General features: G+C 42.8%; 21 protein-coding genes. 4 read left to right on the top strand and 17 right to left on the bottom strand.

The annotated features are described in order from the left end of the window. Nucleotides 1-22 precede the first annotated feature (22 nt). The 14 genes from PSU78_RS00395 to PSU78_RS00330 form a co-directional block, all read right to left on the bottom strand. A complete protein-coding gene (locus PSU78_RS00395) occupies nucleotides 23-865 on the bottom strand; it encodes an energy transducer TonB (RefSeq protein ID WP_300382607.1) in 843 nt (280 codons plus the stop codon). A 36-nt stretch (nucleotides 866-901) separates the two neighbouring features. Further along, the gene (hemP, locus tag PSU78_RS00390; RefSeq protein ID WP_300382605.1) at nucleotides 902-1,081 is read right to left on the bottom strand and encodes a hemin uptake protein HemP; all 180 of its coding nucleotides are present in this window, start codon (nucleotides 1,079-1,081) and stop codon (nucleotides 902-904) included. A gap of 108 nt (nucleotides 1,082-1,189) precedes the next feature. Next, on the bottom strand, nucleotides 1,190-1,432 hold the full coding sequence (locus tag PSU78_RS00385; protein WP_300382603.1) for a hypothetical protein: 243 nt from the start codon (nucleotides 1,430-1,432) through the stop codon (nucleotides 1,190-1,192). A 40-nt stretch (nucleotides 1,433-1,472) separates the two neighbouring features. Continuing rightward, entirely contained in the window at nucleotides 1,473-1,679 is a 207-nt protein-coding gene (locus PSU78_RS00380; protein WP_300382601.1) for a hypothetical protein, read from the bottom strand. A gap of 151 nt (nucleotides 1,680-1,830) precedes the next feature. Further along, nucleotides 1,831-2,250, bottom strand: a complete 420-nt coding sequence (locus PSU78_RS00375; protein WP_013149202.1) for a secondary thiamine-phosphate synthase enzyme YjbQ — start codon at nucleotides 2,248-2,250, stop codon at nucleotides 1,831-1,833. Nucleotides 2,251-2,353: 103 nt separating this feature from the next. Then, on the bottom strand, nucleotides 2,354-3,157 hold the full coding sequence (locus tag PSU78_RS00370) for a quinoprotein dehydrogenase-associated SoxYZ-like carrier (protein WP_300382598.1): 804 nt from the start codon (nucleotides 3,155-3,157) through the stop codon (nucleotides 2,354-2,356). A 157-nt stretch (nucleotides 3,158-3,314) separates the two neighbouring features. Beyond that, nucleotides 3,315-3,707, bottom strand: a complete 393-nt coding sequence (locus tag PSU78_RS00365) for a VOC family protein (protein WP_300382597.1) — start codon at nucleotides 3,705-3,707, stop codon at nucleotides 3,315-3,317. A 92-nt stretch (nucleotides 3,708-3,799) separates the two neighbouring features. After that, complete coding sequence (locus tag PSU78_RS00360; protein WP_300382595.1) at nucleotides 3,800-4,327, bottom strand: adenine phosphoribosyltransferase; 528 nt, start codon at nucleotides 4,325-4,327, stop codon at nucleotides 3,800-3,802. 35 nt (nucleotides 4,328-4,362) lie between these two features. Further along, nucleotides 4,363-4,995: a hypothetical protein gene (locus PSU78_RS00355; RefSeq protein WP_300382593.1), complete on the bottom strand. Its 633-nt coding sequence runs from the start codon at nucleotides 4,993-4,995 to the stop codon at nucleotides 4,363-4,365. A 16-nt stretch (nucleotides 4,996-5,011) separates the two neighbouring features. Continuing rightward, nucleotides 5,012-6,796 (bottom strand): aspartate--tRNA ligase, encoded by a 1,785-nt coding sequence (aspS, locus tag PSU78_RS00350; protein WP_300382591.1) that lies wholly within the window; start codon nucleotides 6,794-6,796, stop codon nucleotides 5,012-5,014. 87 nt (nucleotides 6,797-6,883) lie between these two features. Then, nucleotides 6,884-7,489 (bottom strand): DUF502 domain-containing protein, encoded by a 606-nt coding sequence (locus tag PSU78_RS00345; protein WP_300382589.1) that lies wholly within the window; start codon nucleotides 7,487-7,489, stop codon nucleotides 6,884-6,886. A gap of 30 nt (nucleotides 7,490-7,519) precedes the next feature. Next, the gene (locus PSU78_RS00340; RefSeq protein WP_300382587.1) at nucleotides 7,520-7,804 is read right to left on the bottom strand and encodes a zinc ribbon domain-containing protein; all 285 of its coding nucleotides are present in this window, start codon (nucleotides 7,802-7,804) and stop codon (nucleotides 7,520-7,522) included. A 161-nt stretch (nucleotides 7,805-7,965) separates the two neighbouring features. Further along, nucleotides 7,966-8,481 (bottom strand): single-stranded DNA-binding protein, encoded by a 516-nt coding sequence (gene ssb / locus PSU78_RS00335; RefSeq protein ID WP_300382585.1) that lies wholly within the window; start codon nucleotides 8,479-8,481, stop codon nucleotides 7,966-7,968. Between the two features lie 3 nt (nucleotides 8,482-8,484). Further along, nucleotides 8,485-9,870 carry an MFS transporter gene (locus tag PSU78_RS00330; RefSeq protein ID WP_300382697.1) on the bottom strand — a complete coding sequence of 462 codons (1,386 nt, stop codon included), beginning with the start codon at nucleotides 9,868-9,870 and terminating at the stop codon, nucleotides 8,485-8,487. Nucleotides 9,871-10,112: 242 nt separating this feature from the next. Between PSU78_RS00330 and uvrA the strand changes: the two genes are divergently transcribed. Continuing rightward, complete coding sequence (gene uvrA, locus PSU78_RS00325) at nucleotides 10,113-12,926, top strand: excinuclease ABC subunit UvrA (protein WP_300382583.1); 2,814 nt, start codon at nucleotides 10,113-10,115, stop codon at nucleotides 12,924-12,926. Between the two features lie 30 nt (nucleotides 12,927-12,956). Further along, on the top strand, nucleotides 12,957-13,181 hold the full coding sequence (locus PSU78_RS00320) for a DUF2798 domain-containing protein (protein ID WP_300382581.1): 225 nt from the start codon (nucleotides 12,957-12,959) through the stop codon (nucleotides 13,179-13,181). 3 nt (nucleotides 13,182-13,184) lie between these two features. On the opposite strand, the gene mtgA is transcribed toward PSU78_RS00320, so the two are convergent. From mtgA to PSU78_RS00305, 3 genes are read right to left on the bottom strand one after another with little or no spacing between them, the layout of a single operon-like run. Next, nucleotides 13,185-13,919 (bottom strand): monofunctional biosynthetic peptidoglycan transglycosylase, encoded by a 735-nt coding sequence (gene mtgA / locus PSU78_RS00315; protein ID WP_300382579.1) that lies wholly within the window; start codon nucleotides 13,917-13,919, stop codon nucleotides 13,185-13,187. A gap of 30 nt (nucleotides 13,920-13,949) precedes the next feature. After that, complete coding sequence (gene aroE / locus PSU78_RS00310; RefSeq protein WP_300382577.1) at nucleotides 13,950-14,789, bottom strand: shikimate dehydrogenase; 840 nt, start codon at nucleotides 14,787-14,789, stop codon at nucleotides 13,950-13,952. 3 nt (nucleotides 14,790-14,792) lie between these two features. Further along, nucleotides 14,793-15,242 (bottom strand): rhodanese-like domain-containing protein, encoded by a 450-nt coding sequence (locus PSU78_RS00305; protein ID WP_300382575.1) that lies wholly within the window; start codon nucleotides 15,240-15,242, stop codon nucleotides 14,793-14,795. A gap of 373 nt (nucleotides 15,243-15,615) precedes the next feature. Between PSU78_RS00305 and glnA the strand changes: the two genes are divergently transcribed. After that, on the top strand, nucleotides 15,616-17,025 hold the full coding sequence (gene glnA / locus PSU78_RS00300) for a type I glutamate--ammonia ligase (protein ID WP_013149217.1): 1,410 nt from the start codon (nucleotides 15,616-15,618) through the stop codon (nucleotides 17,023-17,025). A gap of 150 nt (nucleotides 17,026-17,175) precedes the next feature. Next, a complete protein-coding gene (locus tag PSU78_RS00295; protein WP_300382571.1) occupies nucleotides 17,176-17,685 on the top strand; it encodes a DUF4124 domain-containing protein in 510 nt (169 codons plus the stop codon). Nucleotides 17,686-17,756 lie beyond the last annotated feature (71 nt).

Here is a 17,756-nt window from a genome sequence, read left to right as displayed (position 1 = left end):
AATTTTGTTTATTTACATTTATCTAGTTATTAAGTGAAAATTTCACTGGCACCAAAACATACGCGCTTATTGGCTGATTGCTGCGTTTAGCCGGAATAAAACTCCACTTTTTCACCGCTTCTATCGCCGCCTGATCCAGCTTTTCAAAGCCACTACTTGTTGCCAGCGCTACAGTTTCTGCCGTACCATTTTCAGCCACCAGCACTTTCAGTAATACACGCCCTTGCTGCCCCAACCTTCTAGCCATATTAGGGTAATCAGGTGCAGGGTTATTTAAATATGCTGCGCCAAAGCGAGGCGGCTCCACTACTGGCTCAGCGACTGGTTTGGGTTGTGGCGTTTCTATCACTTCAGGCGCCTTTGCTACCACTACTGGTGTGGCTGCTGTAGGTGGCGCCTCTGTCGCAACAGGTCGCGCAACCTCTTGCACCACTTCTACTGGTGTAGGAGTTGGCTGCACTTTTTTAGCAATTGGTTTTTGTTTCTTAACCACAGGCTGCGGCGGCGTTGGTATTAAAGGTACAACTTCAGGCTCTGGCGCAGGACTAGACACTAAGCTCACCATCATCGGCACCTGTAAATCTTTAATGACGGGATGAGTCGCCTTGGCATTTAATAGCGCAAATACCGCAATGACGTGAGCACACACCACCAATGCCAACACTCCGTAAGAGCTTGCTGATTTTTTAGCATGACGTGCATGCTCAGCGTGAGCAGATGCTAACCCCTTTACTTTCCAGGCATAAACACTACCTGCATCATCTTGATTTTGATGGTGATTACGCTGCTCATCATATGAAGATTCCAGACCTTCAAATTTCAAGCCTCGATCTACATTATTACTTACTAGGGTTAAGGTTTGCATATTTTGATTTTCATTTCCTATTGCAACACACTCTAACTACTTAGTTAAAATTAGCTTGCCTTGATTAGTCAATCGCAAACGATAGTCTTCACCCGCATGCTTAATGACCAATTCACGAGCGCCAGAAAATAACACCTCACTCGTGACCACTCGATTGCTGGCAACATTTTGGGGCGTTTCTTTATTTAGGTGATCAATCTCAAATTGGCTAAGCATTTCATTCTTCATTATTTAAATTGTTCGTGAGTAGCACTTAAATACAAACACAAATGATAACAATTATCATTTGTAAATGCAATCCTATGTTTACTGATAACTTAACGATTAATGCAAGCCAAAGTTTTGTTCCATCGCCTGCGTAAACCTAGCTTTTTCTTGCGTATATGTTTTCATGCTTGTTGTAGCTTCACTCATTAATTTATTTATGAGCTCCAATGAGGATGAATCTATTCTGAGACTGACTGCGCCAATTTCCAGCTCCAGCACATCACAGCCTTCACAAAATGTAATCGCACCACCTTCATTTTTAGATAAAAGCATTCTTGAGTGTTGACTCTTAGTTCTCATTATTTCATCCTAATAAATAAGCAGTTACCATGATGCTAGCTTACGCATGATGTAATTCAGTTTGCATGACCAGCTTCGCTGCCGCTTTACGCAGCATCTCGTTCATCATAAAAAAGTTTCGTGCTTCAAATCTTAATGAAGTGCCGCCAACCTCTAACTCAATCATGTCCTTTGCTTTGTTATAAAGCACTTTGCACTCTTGATTGCCAGCCAACTTTGCTTGGCTAATGATTAGCTGTTTTTTCATGATTAACTTTCCGTATCGTTAATTTGTATTTAATGATAATCATTCTCATTTAAAATGTCAACTATATATTTCTAGCGACTTAAACTAAGCAATAAAAAAAGAGGCATAGGCCTCTTTTTTATTTGGTCTCAAAGTACTGAAATGCAATCAGCTACTCACCAATAATTTTGACTAAAACACGCTTCTTTCTACGGCCATCAAACTCACCGTAAAAAATCTGCTCCCATGGCCCAAAATCCAAACGTCCCTCAGTAATCGCCACCACCACTTCACGTCCCATCAATTGACGCTTCATGTGTGCATCAGCATTATCTTCACCAGTATCATTATGACGATAACTGCTCACAGGCTCATGCGGGGCAAGTTTTTCTAGCCATTGCGTATAATCATGGTGCAATCCGCGCTCATCATCGTTAATAAAAACACTGGCAGTAATATGCATGGCATTAATCAGCACCAAGCCCTCTTTCACACCACTCTCACGCAAGCACTCATTTACTTGCTCGGTAATACGAATAAATGCCACACGAGTTGGCGGGTTAAACCATAGTTCTTTACGATAGCTTTTCATTATTGCCTCCAGAGTTAATTGCGTACTATTTTAGCATTACAGAAAATACTAAACCCAATAAAAAAGGCTTCCAATTGGAAGCCTTTTTAAGCACTGAGTTAAGTTAACCTTTCACTTCCGCTTGCTGTACAAAACTCTTACCTTCATTATCAGTAGCCGTCACTTCTAATTTACCAGCTACATCTGGCACAAAGTTGAATTTGAAATATGGGTCTTCTGCCGTACCTACGCCCACATCTATGGTTAACATTGGTTTTCCGTTATAGGAGAACTCAGTTTTTTTAATATAAAATGCTGGTACAAACCCTTGAGAAACCAGCTCGCGCTGTAAGCCTGTACGCATAGGGTGTTTGATATTAAAAGTAGTAGAGGTGACGCCGCCAATAGTTGCGGGCTCATCGACTTTAAATTTGATTTTTCCTGCACTAGCACGAATCGCCGCTTCATCACCTTCAACCGTGCCGCCGCAACCGCCAGCCGCGCGAATCTCACGAGAGGCGAGGTATAACTTACCATTAGCATCTTCACCTACTAAACGTACAAATGCATCGGTTTCAAAGCGGATGCGTGTGGCTAACTGAAAGTTGCCAAGCGCATCCGTTAAATGATAAGTTGCCGTCAATGGAATCGGATTAGCATCGACAAATGCATACAGTTTAGTGATTTTCACACCATTGGCTGCAGCGTTATCCACGCTATAAGTCACAGGCACTTGCGCACCACTTTCAGCACGACGCGGCGCCTCTATTTTGATAAAATTCACCTCTTGCATATCACGCTTTGCAAAAAAGGCTTCTTTCATCACAGGCCATAATTTAGGATCAGGCTCGGCAAAAGCAGAGGCGCTAGTCAGCAGTAAAGTGACGCTAGCTAGCACGCCCCATAATGTTTTTTTTACGTTTATCATTTTCCACACTCACGATTTTATTGTGCTAAATTTATGCTAAAAGTTCGCTGCTTGCCAATACAACCAACTCTTATTAAGACTACAGAATAACATTTTAGTTTTATTCAAGCGCTTGTATGTGATGCGAGTCACACAATACAAAGTTGCTTATCAGCCACTATACATTACGAAACTCTTCAAAATTAAGTTCAATGCCATTGCCTGCAGGGTCTTTAAAGTTAACTTGCCGCACGCCATTCATTAACACTCGAGTGGTATAGGCTACTTGATGCGCTGTTAAGTGCGCCTCGGTAGCGGGCATATCGGTGCAGGTAAACGAAACATGATCATAAGTGCCATTCACATGCAAATCAGGCGCGCCAACGCCTTTATTGTATTCAGCAATATGTAGCACATCATTGTTGCCAATATACAACCAAAAACCATAGCTGGTAGTTGCCGTACGCGGACCAACCTTTAAACCAACAATATCACAATAAAAATCGCGTAACACATGCATCATGTCACGATTCGCGCGGAGGTTAATGTGGTTGATTTCTGTGACTGGCATAATTTTTTTAGCAATCTAGATTTAAGTATATGTTGGTAGTTTGTGTGAAATTAGCTCTTAGTGCAAGAGTGCAGACTAAACCCGTAAAACATTTAGTCACCTTCAAATTCACATAATGAAAAAGGTTTGAGCCCATTTTCAACTAAACGTTTAGCGCCGCCCAAATCTGGCAGATCAATCACGAACGCACAACCCATGACAAAGCCGCCCAGCTTCTGAATCAGCGCCACCGCGGCTTCTGCTGTGCCGCCCGTCGCAATTAAATCATCCACTAACAACACCTGCTCTCCATGAGCAATTGCATCGGTATGAATTTCTACGCGGTCAGCGCCATACTCTAAGGCGTAATCATGACCAATAGTATCAGCAGGCAACTTGCCAGATTTACGAATAGGTACAAAACCCACACCCAGCTTATATGCCAGCGCGGCACCGATAATAAAACCACGCGCCTCAATCCCCGCGATTTTATCTATTTTTTGATTGGCATAATGATGAGCAAGCGCATCAACCACCATGCGAAAGCCAATTGGGTCTTTCAACAAAGTGGTAATGTCGCGAAATTGAATGCCCTGCTTGGGATAATGCGGAACGGTGCGGATGAGGGATTTGATAGGCATGAGTTAAAATTGTAGGGTGTGGCTTTAACCCCACCCTACTTGGCTAAAAATTCATGCTCCGTCATTCCTACAATATTTTCACCAGTTCCTAGTCCCCACAATCGCTTAAAAGTAACCTCAAAAGCATCCATTATTTCTTTATCTCTTTCGGCTCGAAGCACTGATACATAACCATCAAAATGATTTTTTATAGCTATATAAAAAGTTTGGGGGTTAATTACAATAGAAGTAACTCCCGCATTCAAGTCTAAATTGCCATCTTTCTTTGGATATGTAAGAAAAAATGGCTTTGCACCTAATCTACTATAGTTAACTTTGTGACTCAACATACCTTCATGTGTTAATCCACAACGAATATATTTATATATGGCCTTTGCAGCCTCCTCAAGTCCATGAGAGTCAGATTTAAAAACTCGGCAAAATCCATTTACAAAAAAAGCTTGTGATTTACCTATACTATCCTGACCAGTACTACAAATTTGTATTACTTCAAAGTATGTAGACAAAATCATCATTGCAGCTATATCGCCATGAGGTGTCTTTAACATCAATTGAACTGGTGCAAAAATGCAGTGCTCCCATGTGTCCTCGAATACATCAACTAAATCCTGAAAATTTGGAGAATCTAATTTGTCGTGCTTAAAATTTGGACTTAAGTGCAACTCCATAAAACTTTTAACACCTTTAAGCCGCTGGAGTTTGTGAACGAACTCGAATATGCAGCTCACGAAGTTGCTTCTCATCTACCTCATTCGGCGCATTTGTCATCAAGCACTGTGCACGTTGTGTTTTAGGGAAGGCAATCACATCACGGATAGACTCTGCGCCAGTCATTAAAGTCACCAAACGGTCTAAACCGAAGGCTAGGCCGCCGTGTGGAGGTGCGCCGTATTGCAAGGCATCTAACAAAAAGCCGAATTTCTCTTGGGCTTCTTCTTTGCTGATTTTTAGTGCGTCGAATACTTTAGATTGCACGTCTTGTTTATGGATACGCACTGAACCACCGCCTACTTCCCAGCCGTTTAGTACCATGTCGTATGCTTTTGAAAGCGCAGCGCCTGGGTTAGTCACGAGCAAGTCTTCGTGACCGTCTTTTGGTGCAGTGAACGGATGGTGCAATGCAGCCCAACGATCATTTTCTTCATCATGTTCAAACATTGGGAAGTCAACCACCCATAATGGCGCCCATGCGCGACCATCGACATGGCCTTTATCGTGACCAACTTTAAGGCGTAATGCGCCTAGTGCTTCGTTTACCACTTTTGATTTATCTGCGCCAAAGAACACGATGTCGCCATTTTGTGCGCCTGTGCGGTCGATAATTGCTTGAAGTGCTGTCACATGAATGTTTTTAACGATTGGGCTTTGTAGACCCTCTTCGTTCAATTTTGTTATATCGTTAATCTTGATGTACGCTAAACCTTTTGCACCGTAGATTTTAACAAACTCGGTGTAAGCATCAATTTCGCTACGAGCAATTGCCGCGCCACCTGGCACGCGCAATGCCGCTACACGGCCGCCTGCCATATTGGCTGCGCCTGCAAACACTTTGAAATCTACGTCTTTCATCACATCTGAAAGCTCCGTAATTTCTAACGTTACGCGCATATCTGGTTTATCTGAACCGTAACGGGTCATTGCCTCATGGAATGACATGCGTGGGAACGCGGCTGGCAAATCTACATTTTGCACAGATTTCAGCATTTGACGAATCATCTCTTCCACAATGTCCATGATTTGATTTTCAGTCATGAACGATGTTTCGATATCCACTTGCGTGAACTCTGGCTGACGGTCTGCGCGTAAATCTTCATCGCGGAAACATTTGGTGATTTGGAAATAACGGTCGAAACCTGACACCATTAATAATTGTTTAAACAATTGTGGCGATTGCGGCAATGCAAAGAACTGACCAGCATGTACGCGACTTGGCACCAAGTAATCACGCGCACCTTCTGGGGTTGAGCGTGTGAGCATCGGCGTTTCAACTTCAATGAAGCCGTTGGTATCTAAATAATCACGTAAAGTTTTAGAAACGCGATAGCGCAACATCATGTTTTTTTGCATCGCTGGGCGACGTAAATCAATGTAACGGTGCTCTAAACGCACGGTTTCAGTTAAGTTTTCATCATCTAACTGGAACGGTGGCGTGAGTGAAGCATTTAGAATTTCAATCTCAGTGGCAATCATTTCAACTTCACCAGTGGCCAAGTTAGCATTAGTTGCGCCTTCTGGACGCGCATTAACCACACAAGTCACTTTAAGTACATATTCACTACGCACACTTTCAGCAATAGCAAAGGCTGCTTTTGCATCTGGGTTGATCACAATTTGCGCCAAACCTTCACGGTCACGCAAGTCAATAAAAATCACGCCTCCGTGGTCGCGGCGACGGTGTGCCCAACCACATAAAGTAACTGTTTGGCCAATGTGTTCGCGGTTTAAATGTCCGCAGTAATGTGTACGCATAATGTTAAGTTCTTGTTAAATAGTCGGTTAATTAAATGGTTTTACTACTTTAAGTTTCTTTAGCTTTAAGTTTCTTTAGCTTTAAGCTTATTTTGTTTTAAGCTTTTTAGGTGGCGCAACTACACCCATGCTAATAATGTATTTCAGTGCTTCATCCACGCTCATATCAAGCTCAACGACATCTGCACGCGGCATCATTAAAAAATATCCGCCTGTTGGGTTGGGCGTTGTAGGAACGTAAACGCTGACAAAATCGCCTTGCAAATGATTCACAATATCGCCACCAGGTTGACCTGTGATAAAGGCAATTGTCCAACTACCTTGTCGTGGAAACTGCACTAACACCGCACGGCGAAATGCATTACCAGAATCTGAAAACAGCGTATCAGATACTTGCTTCACGCTGGCATAGATTGATTTTACAAAGGGCACGCGAGACAGCATCGCTTCCCACAGATTAATCAACTGTTTACCAAAAAAGTTGGTCGCTACCACACCAGTGAAAAGAATAATCACCACGGTAAGCACTGCGCCGATACCAACTATCTCATGGCCTAATAATGCCTTTGGACGCCAGCTCATCGGTAACAGGAACAAACTTTGATCCATAATGCCGATAACACTAGACAGCACCCATACTGTAATAAACAGTGGTACTAAGACTAGCAAACCAGTAATAAAATATTTTTTCATGCGCTCAGTGAATCAAGTAATCAATTAGGTTTAGTGGCAAGCACAGCCTGTAGCACAAGCAGCTGGTGCAGCTGCTACTTCAGACTTTTTTTCAGTCGAAGTCTCGCTTTTTTCAGCGGGTACAGACTTACCACCATTTTTAAAATCAGTCGCATACCAACCACTACCGCTTAATTGAAAGCTAGGTGCAGATAGTTGCTTACTAAAAGTTTCAGCGCCACAGGATGGGCAGGCCTCGGTGCTAGCCGCGCTAATTTTGCGCATGACTTCAGCCTTATGGCCGCAACTTGTACATTGGTAATCGTAAATAGGCATAAATACCTCATTAAACAGTTAGATAACCGCGAATTATACCTTATTTGACCACTTAATTTTACGACTTAGCTAATCCCAACAGCCAAATTTAATACAAATACAATTTAAACAAAAAGCCAGCTATGAGCTGGCTTTTTATTACAATTTAAAACTAGTTCTGACTAAAACGGAATGTCATCTTCAAAATCATCAAAGCCTGAACCGCTAGTCGCTGCTTTTGCGGTTGATTGCGCTGGCGGTTGCTTTGCTGATGATTGATTAGCGTTTGATGGCGCTTGATCGTAATCGCTGCTGCCGCTACTTTGGTCCATACCGCCGTCGTAGCTAGCATTTGAGCCAGCACCGTCACGGCCGCCTAACATTTGCATTTGGTCTGCGATGATCTCTGTTGTATAGCGATCTTGGCCTTCTTTAGTTTGCCATTTACGTGTTTGCAAGCGGCCTTCAACGTAGACTGGGCGACCTTTTTTAAGGTATTCACCTGCAATTTCAGCAAGTTTGCGATACATCACAATATTGTGCCATTCAGTGCGCTCTTGCTTTGCGCCAGATTTATCTTTCCAGCTATCGGTAGTCGCAATGCTGAAGTTACAAACAGCTTCGCCATTTGGCATGAATCTTACTTCAGGATCACGGCCTAAATTACCCACTAAGATGACTTTATTGACTGATGCCATTTTTTATCCCTTCAACAATTGATGTACTTGTGTTTGCAATTGGGTTTCATCCCCATGTTGCGATTTATCTATTTTTAATATGACTGTACGTTCTTGCGGCAATACGACGGCTTCTATCACCCCTGTCAGCGCCATTAGCTTGTCTTTTAACAGCTCAGCCACGTCTGTTGTTAATTCAGGCGCATCTTCATCTAAGCTGTACATTTTAGTTTTTACTGCAGGCGGCGCTTGCATTGAATATGCCAATATTAGCCACAAAAGCATCATCACGCTACAGAAAATAAACACACTGGCAAAACCTACTTTATGCGACAAATAACCACCTAATGCACCGCCGACAAAGACACCTAATGACTGCGAAGTATTATAAACGCCTATCGCCGTTCCTTTTGCTGCAGCGGGTGCAATTTTGCTAATGATTGATGGCAATGAAGCTTCAAGTACGTTAAATGCAATAAAGTACAGTGTAAGCGAAAGCACTATGCCCCAAAAAAGCTGAATGGAAGCGGAGAACATTAATTGCGCAATGAACATGGTAGCAATTGCGCCGACGAAAACCTGCTTCATTTTGGCTTTCTTTTCCGCATAAATAATGGCTGGCACCATAAATACGAATGACGCAATTAACACAGGCAAATAAATCATCCAATGCTGGTTTTCATGCATGTGGCTAGCTTTCACAAGGGCAAACGGCACCACGACAAACATCGCCATTTGTGCGGCGTGTAGCGCAAAAATGCCGTAATTTAAACGTAGTAATTGTTTGTTTTTCAGAACGTCTTTAAGTTTGGCTGGCGCCGCACTGGCATCTGAATGGTAGTGACTATGCAAAGGTTCAGGCACCACAAACTTCATGACCGCAATGGCTGCTAAACTTAAAATCGCCGTCATTGCGAATATGCCTGGTACGCCTATCCATTGATTAAGCAATGGGCCTATCACCAATGAAACAGCAAAAGCCATACCAATGGTGCCACCTATGGTTGCCATGGCTTTGGTGCGGTTTTCATCTCGCGTTAAATCAGCTAATAAAGCGGTTACTGCGGCTGAAACAGCGCCTGCGCCTTGTATGGCGCGACCCAAAATCACACCTTCAATATTCATCGCCAATGCTGCAACCATACTACCAATGGCAAAAATGGCTAGACCTAAGTAAATCATGGGCTTGCGACCAAATTTATCTGAAGCCATGCCAAACGGCAATTGGAATAAGGCTTGCGTTAAACCATAAGCGCCAAGCGCCAAGCCAATTTGCAAGGCATTAGGTTGAGGTAGAAAATTATTTGAAGCGTAAATTGCAAAAATCGGCAAAATTGAGAACATGCCAAACATACGCAAACCGTAGATTGCCGCCAAGCTTACAGTGGCACGCACTTCTAAAGGCGTCATTTTATCTGCAGGCAAATCGATTGAATTCACTGTATTTGATACGTTAAGGTTTGATGAGAAAGCCTCTGAACTAACATCAGCTGACTTAACCGCATCTACTGCAATGCCTGCAAAAAGGTCTTGCGTTTGATTGCTTGAATGATTCTTGGGTGTAGACATAAAAAAACTAAAGGCCTAAAAATGTAGCTAAATGCGTAAAAGTATGTATATTAGCAGGTTGCCCTAATTTTCGTAAAAGCATTATGGAATTCATCAAAATACGCGGTGCGCGAACGCACAATCTTAAAAACATTTCCTTGGATATTCCGCGCAATCAGCTGGTCGTGATTACGGGTTTATCAGGCTCGGGTAAGTCTTCCCTTGCTTTTGATACGTTGTATGCAGAAGGTCAGCGCCGTTATGTCGAGTCACTGTCTGCTTACGCACGTCAATTTTTAGCGCGTATGGATAAACCTGATGTGGATTTGATTGAAGGTTTATCCCCTGCGATTTCTATTGAGCAAAAATCCACCTCACACAATCCGCGTTCGACTGTGGGTACTGTGACAGAAATTCACGATTACCTGCGTTTGCTTTACGCGCGCGCAGGTGACCCAGAGTGCCCTGAGCATGGCATCAAGCTAGAAGCGCAAACCGTTAGCCAAATGGTAGATAGCGTATTAGCGCTGCCAGAAGACACTAAGCTGATGATTTTGGCGCCCGTAGTGAGCAACCGCAAAGGCGAGCAACTCGACTTATTTGAAGAGCTTAAAGCGCAAGGTTTTGTGCGCTTGCGTGTAGATGGCAAAATCTATGAAGTGGATGCTTTGCCGCAACTGACAAAAACCACAAAACACACAGTTGAAGTTGTGATAGATCGTATTAAAGTTAAACAAGACATGAAGCAGCGTATTGCTGAGTCATTTGAAACCGCGTTGCGTTTAGCAGAGGGTAAAGCCATTGCCGTTGAAATGGATACTGACAAAGAGCACTTATTCTCAGCCAAGTTTTCATGCCCTGTGTGTGACTACTCACTTGCTGAATTAGAACCGCGTCTATTCTCTTTCAACAACCCAATGGGTGCTTGTCCAAAGTGTGATGGTTTGGGCAATATCAACTTTTTCGATCCAAAACGCGTGGTAGCATTTCCACATTTATCACTCGCTGCGGGTGCGATTAAAGGCTGGGATAAGCGCAATCAGTTTTACTTTCAAATGCTAGCCAGCATCGCCACACATTACAACTTCAACCTTGATACCGCGTTTGAAAAACTGCCAGAATATATACAAAAAGTATTACTCAACGGCAGCGGCAAAGATGTGATGCCATTTAAATACCTGAATGAACGTGGTGTTTTCTTTGAAAAAACCCATGCATTTGAAGGTATTTTAAATAATTTGCAGCGCCGTTATCACGAGACTGACTCGCAAACCGTGCGCGAAGAACTCGCAAAATACTTAAACTCACAAAGCTGCCCTGAATGTTCTGGCACACGTTTACGCAAAGAGGCACGTCATGTAAAAGTGGGTAATAAAAACATTCATGAAGTGTGCGAAGTACCCCTTAAGTTAGCGCTTACTTTCTTTGATACGCTTGAATTGACTGGTTCTAAACTTGCAATTGCCGACAAAATAGTAAAAGAAATTAGCAATCGCCTGAAGTTTTTAACTAACGTTGGTTTGGAGTATTTATCACTTTCACGCTCAGCTGAAACGCTATCTGGCGGCGAGGCGCAACGTATTCGTTTAGCTTCACAAATCGGCAGCGGCTTAACAGGCGTGATGTACGTATTGGATGAACCTTCAATCGGCTTGCATCAGCGCGACAATGATAGATTATTAGAAACGCTAAAACGCCTACGCGATATTGGCAACAGCGTGATTGTGGTGGAACATGACCATGATGCAATTTTAACGGCCGATTACGTGGTGGATATTGGACCAGGCGCAGGTGAACATGGTGGCAGAATTGTGGCTGAAGGTACTCCCGCTGAAGTGTTAGCTAATCCGGACTCACTCACAGGGCAGTATTTAAGCGGCAAAAAGCAAATAATTTATAACAAAAAACGTACTCCGCCAGATCCAGCGCGCTGGTTGAAACTAAGCAATGCGACAGGCAATAATCTAAAAGATGTCACCTTAAAGCTACCTGTGGGCTTACTAAGCTGTATTACTGGTGTTTCTGGTAGCGGTAAATCTACATTGATTAACGACACCTTATACCGCGTAGTTTCACAGCATTTATACGGCAGCAGCACAGAGCCAGCGCCATATAACGAAATTGATGGCTTGGCATTTTTCGATAAAGTGGTCGATGTAGACCAAAGTCCAATTGGCCGCACACCACGCTCTAACCCTGCGACTTACACAGGATTATTCACGCCAATTCGCGATTTATTTGCAGGCGTGCCAGAAAGCCGTGTTCGCGGTTACGGGCCAGGTCGATATTCATTCAACGTTAAAGGTGGACGCTGCGAAGCTTGCCAAGGTGACGGCGTATTGCGCGTAGAAATGCACTTTTTACCAGATGTTTACGTGCCTTGCGATGTCTGTAAAGGTCATCGCTACAACCGCGAAACTTTAGAGATTCAGTTCAAAGGCAAAAACATCCGCGAAGTATTAGAAATGACCGTTGAACAAGCGCACAGCTTCTTTAGTGCGCAGCCAGTAATTTCACGAAAATTGAAAACACTGTTAGACGTAGGCTTAGGCTATATCACGCTTGGACAAAGCGCTACCACGTTGTCGGGTGGTGAAGCGCAACGCGTTAAACTAGCGCTAGAACTCAGCAAACGTGACACAGGTCGCACGCTCTATATTCTGGATGAACCTACGACTGGTTTACATTTTGCAGATATTCAATTGCTGCTAGATGTCATTCATCGCCTACGTGACGCTGGCAACACCATCGTCATTATTGAACACAATCTAGACGTAATTAAAACTGCGGATTGGATTGTCGATATGGGCCCTGAAGGTGGTGATGGCGGCGGTACAATTATTGCCCAAGGCACGCCAGAACAAGTGGCGTTAAGCACTGAAAGCTATACGGCTAAGTATCTTAAAGCGATGCTTTAATTTGATAAACCCTAATATTTTTGAACTTGTATGAAAATACCAAAAAAATACGCCAGCATCCTATTTGCTTTTGTCATGTCTTTGCTCATGGCTTTTATTATGTCTGGCGTATTAACAGCGTTATTTGCGGGCATTACTGCGCAGTTTTTTTCTCATTGGATGAGCGCATTTATTCACGCTTGGCCAGTGGCGTTTCCAGCCGTATTGCTGGTTGCGCCTATCGTCAGAAAAGTTGTTGCAAACTTAACTGAGTAAACATTACGGCACTTCTGCAAAGCGCATTCTAGCTTGTATAGTAGCTGTTCTACGGTTTAGGTATGAGGTTGATTTATGCGCATCATAAAAGCGTGGATTAGGAATCATGGCGGCTAATTTTGCGGCTTGCGCACTACTTAATTTGGCCGCGCTGGTTTTGTAATAATGCCGCGAAGCAGCCTCTGCACCAAACACGCCATTACCCCACTCAATGACATTCAAATAAATCTCTAAAATACGACGTTTGCTCAATACGTTTTCTAGCATCACGGTAATAAGCGCCTCCTCCCCTTTGCGCCAAGGCGTGCGCTTGGTAGATAAAAATAAATTCTTAGCCAGCTGCTGGCTGATGGTTGAGCCACCTGCAACAATTTTGCCTTTTTTAAGGTTCTTTGCGTAAGCTTTCTCTATTCCCTCCCAATCAAAACCTTCATGGTCTACAAACTTGGCATCCTCACTGGCAATAACGGCACGTTTGAGATTGTTTGAAATTTTAGAATAATCCACCCACTGATATTTCAACTCCGCATCGGGCTTTTGTTCTTGAATGATTTCTAAGCGATCAACCATAAATGCGCTAGACGATGGATTGAATTTTATCCACCAACAAATGTGCAAAAAAATCCAAACTTGATACAAAAAAAGTATTACAAAAAATAATACTAAGCCCCGAGTCACATAACCACCAAAACCTAATGGCTCAGCATCGGGCTTGTTATTTAATATCCAATTTTTCATTATTTATATTTTTTCTAAACTTAAAATTAGCTAAGCCAAACTTCTAATTTGCTGAATCACACTTTGCGTTTCTGGTCTAACCCCACGCCAGATGTAAAACGCCTCGGCGGCTTGCTCTACTAGCATCCCAAGACCATCCGCCACTTGTGCGCCATTTTCACGCGCCTGCCTCATAAAAGGCGTTTCACGACCATACATCATGTCATAAGCTAAACAGCCTTGAGCAAAAATAATATTTGAGATAGGTAGGGCGGTATCGGTTAAACCTGTTGAGGTAGCATTAATAATTAAGTCATATGGAACATCCAACTCATCAAACATTTTCGCACGCACATCATTTATATCAGAAATACTCATCACCAACTGAAGTGCCTTTTCTGATGTACGATTCGCAATAGTGATACTTTTAGCACCTACTAACGAGTTTAAAACACCATGGGCTGCGCCACCAGCACCTAGAATCAATATGTTTTTATCTGCAATAGGGAATTTAAGATTTTGTTCAATATCACTACGCAAACCTACTCCATCGGTATTATCACCAAGTATTTTCCCGTCGATATTAATCAAAGTATTGACTGCGCCAGAGCCAGAACTCACTACTCGAGTAGTCAAACTATCACAAATTTTATACGCCTCAAACTTAAAAGGCACCGTGACATTTGCCCCCTTATAACCTTTGGCGATTAACCCTCTAACGGTTGCTTCAAAACCATCCAAAGGCGCTAATATCCGCTCATAGCTAATATCCTGATTGGTTTGTTTAGCAAAAGCCTCATGTATCAGCGGTGACTTGCTGTGTGCAATTGGGTTGCCCACGACCGCATAGCGGTCTAAACCATTAAAAGGCTTGGCATACTTATCAGTCATTATTTAATTAGTCCAAGGCAAACCAGCGTGTTTCCAGCCGTTTATTAGCGTACGTTGTTTAAGCTCGTTTGCTTCGCCCTCAAAGCCCTCTAGCATATTGTAAGCTTTATCAAAACCAAGCTGCTCGGCAACTACTGCCGCATTATGAGAGCGACCACCTGTGCGGCACATAAATATCACGGTAAGTTTTATATCTACATTATCGGCAAGTTGTTGGGCGAAATCTTGGTTTTTCACCATCCCTGGATAAGTCGCCCACTCTATACTCATTGCATTTGGCACCCGACCAACCAACTCTAACTCTGCTTGCGTGCGCACATCGACCAACATAACTTCAGGATTTTTTTGTAATAGCTCAAATGTCTCACGTGGCGTCAATGCACCAGCATAGGGAAAGCTGCTATCAATAGCGCGTTTTTGCGCTAATTGTAAAATTGCATCTAAATTACTCATGTGAATCACCTTATTAAATAGTTTTGCTGTTCTATGCTTCAATTCATGTGCTCTATCAAATTTCAACAATGTTGCATTCAAAATTTTTAGCGACAATTTCCCTAAAGTATATCTGTAAAATCGTGAAAATATTCACGCACCAACACAGCAAGTAAATCGCACCTTAAAAGTGCATTAATTATACAAGCCGCACATATTTGGTGCTTTGTTTTAGATTGGATTTTAACACTTCTTTAAAAAAGCCGTTGTTTGGTCTTTTCAGCATGGCACGTTTCCTGCTAATCTACCGAGTTGAATTATTTTGTTTTTTATTTTTTTGTTTAGTAAGTATTAAGTGTAAGTTTAATCCCCACACCACCAATAGGAGATTCTGATGTCAGTGGCTAATGTAATGAAAATGGTAAAAGAAAACGACATTAAATTTGTTGATTTTCGTTTTACAGATACTCGCGGTAAAGAACAACATGTAACAGTGCCTGTTTCACATTTTGATGAATCAAAATTTACAGAAGGCCACGCTTTTGACGGTTCTTCAATCGCAGGTTGGAAAGGTATTCAAGCATCAGACATGCAATTGATGCCAGATGCATCAACAGCAAATATCGATCCATTCATGGACGAGCCAACACTTATTTTAACTTGTGATGTGGTTGATCCAACTGACGGTAAAGGTTACGAACGTGACCCACGTAGCTTGGCTAAACGTGCTGAAGCCTACTTAAAATCAACAGGTTTAGGTGATACAGCTTACTTCGGCCCAGAACCAGAATTCTTCATTTTTGATAGCATTCAATGGGATGTAGCAATGAACGGTAGTTCAGTGCGCATCAACTCAGAAGAAGGCGCTTGGGCATCTGGCGAGAAATTTGAAGGCGGCAACACTGGCCACCGTCCAGGTGTTAAAGGCGGTTATTTCCCAGTGCCTCCAGTCGATTCATTGCATGACATCCGCTCAGCAATGTGTATGACTCTAGAAGCAATGGGCGTGCCTGTTGAAGTGCATCACCACGAAGTTGCAACGGCTGGCCAATGTGAAATTGGCACTAAATTCAGCACTTTAACGCAACGTGCTGACTGGACTCAAATTCAAAAATACGTGATTTTGAACACAGCGCACGCTTACGGCAAAACAGCTACATTCATGCCTAAACCATTTGCAGGCGATAATGGTTCAGGTATGCACGTTCACCAATCAGTTTGGAAAGATGGCAAAAACTTGTTCGCAGGTAATGGCTACGCTGGTTTGAGTGAGTTTGCTTTGTACTACATCGGCGGTATCATCAAGCACGCTAAAGCATTAAATGCGATTACCAACCCAGGTACTAACTCTTACAAACGCTTAGTGCCACACTACGAAGCGCCAGTTAAATTAGCTTACTCAGCTAAAAACCGTTCAGCTTCTATCCGTATTCCTTTTGTGCATTCAGACAAAGGTCGTCGTGTTGAAGCGCGCTTCCCAGATCCAATCGCTAACCCATACTTGGCATTCTCTGCATTGCTAATGGCTGGTTTAGATGGCGTTCAAAACAAGATTCACCCAGGTGAGCCAGCAACTAAAGACTTGTACCATCTTCCTCCAGAAGAAGATGCACAAATCCCAACAGTATGTGCATCACTAGAAGAAGCGCTTTCTGAATTAGATAAAGACCGCGAGTTCTTAACTAAAGGTGGCGTATTCACTAACGACTGGATTGACGCTTACATTGGTTTGAAAATGGAAGAAGTGAATAAAGTACGTATGACACCACACCCAGTTGAGTTTGGTTTGTACTACTCTTGCTAAGTTAACTTTTAATTAGTAGCTGAAATATCAGCAATAAAAAGGGGCGATTTTCGCCCCTTTTTTCATTTATAAATCAGGTCAACCTTTAGCCACAGCCATGCGTTTTCTAAGCACATTGCCTAACTTGGCTAACTCTACTAAACTATTACTATGAAAAAAACTCTGTCTATAGCCACACTCATTGTTATCGCGTTTTCTAGTAGCGCAATCGCTGAAATTTACAAGCGCGTAGATGCAGACGGGCGCATTACTTACTCCAATATCAAAACAAAAGGAGCAACGCGCTTAGAGTTTGACCCTGATGCAAATACGATTGTAAATGACCGTCCAAAAAGTACGGGTGGCTCTAACTCTAGCAACAAGCGCACAGCAACGCCTGAAGGCTTTCCTAAAGTGGATAAACAAACGCAGAATCAACGCGATGGTAAACGCCAAGAGATTTTACAAAATGAGCTTGCCTCTGAAAAAACCGCTTTAGAAGAAGCCAAAAAAGCCTACGCTGAAGGTGAAGCGAAACCAGAGATATATAAAACGGCCAATGGCGCCACGATGCGCAACGTGCCTAAATTCCAAGAAAAAATGAAAAGCTTGCAAGACGATGTAGATAGCCATGAGAACAACATCAAGCTACTGCAAAAAGAGCTAGATAACCTACGTTAAGCCAGCCAGTGATCAATCAAAGCCCAGCTTTTTTAGCATCAGTTATTAGCCATTAAAATTAAAGAGTGACC

It is taken from the genome of Methylotenera sp. (genome assembly GCF_029945705.1).
Classification (GTDB): Bacteria; Pseudomonadota; Gammaproteobacteria; order Burkholderiales; family Methylophilaceae; genus Methylotenera.
The sequence above is the reverse complement of the archived record's forward strand: the minus strand, read 5'-3'. Positions and strand labels throughout refer to the sequence as shown.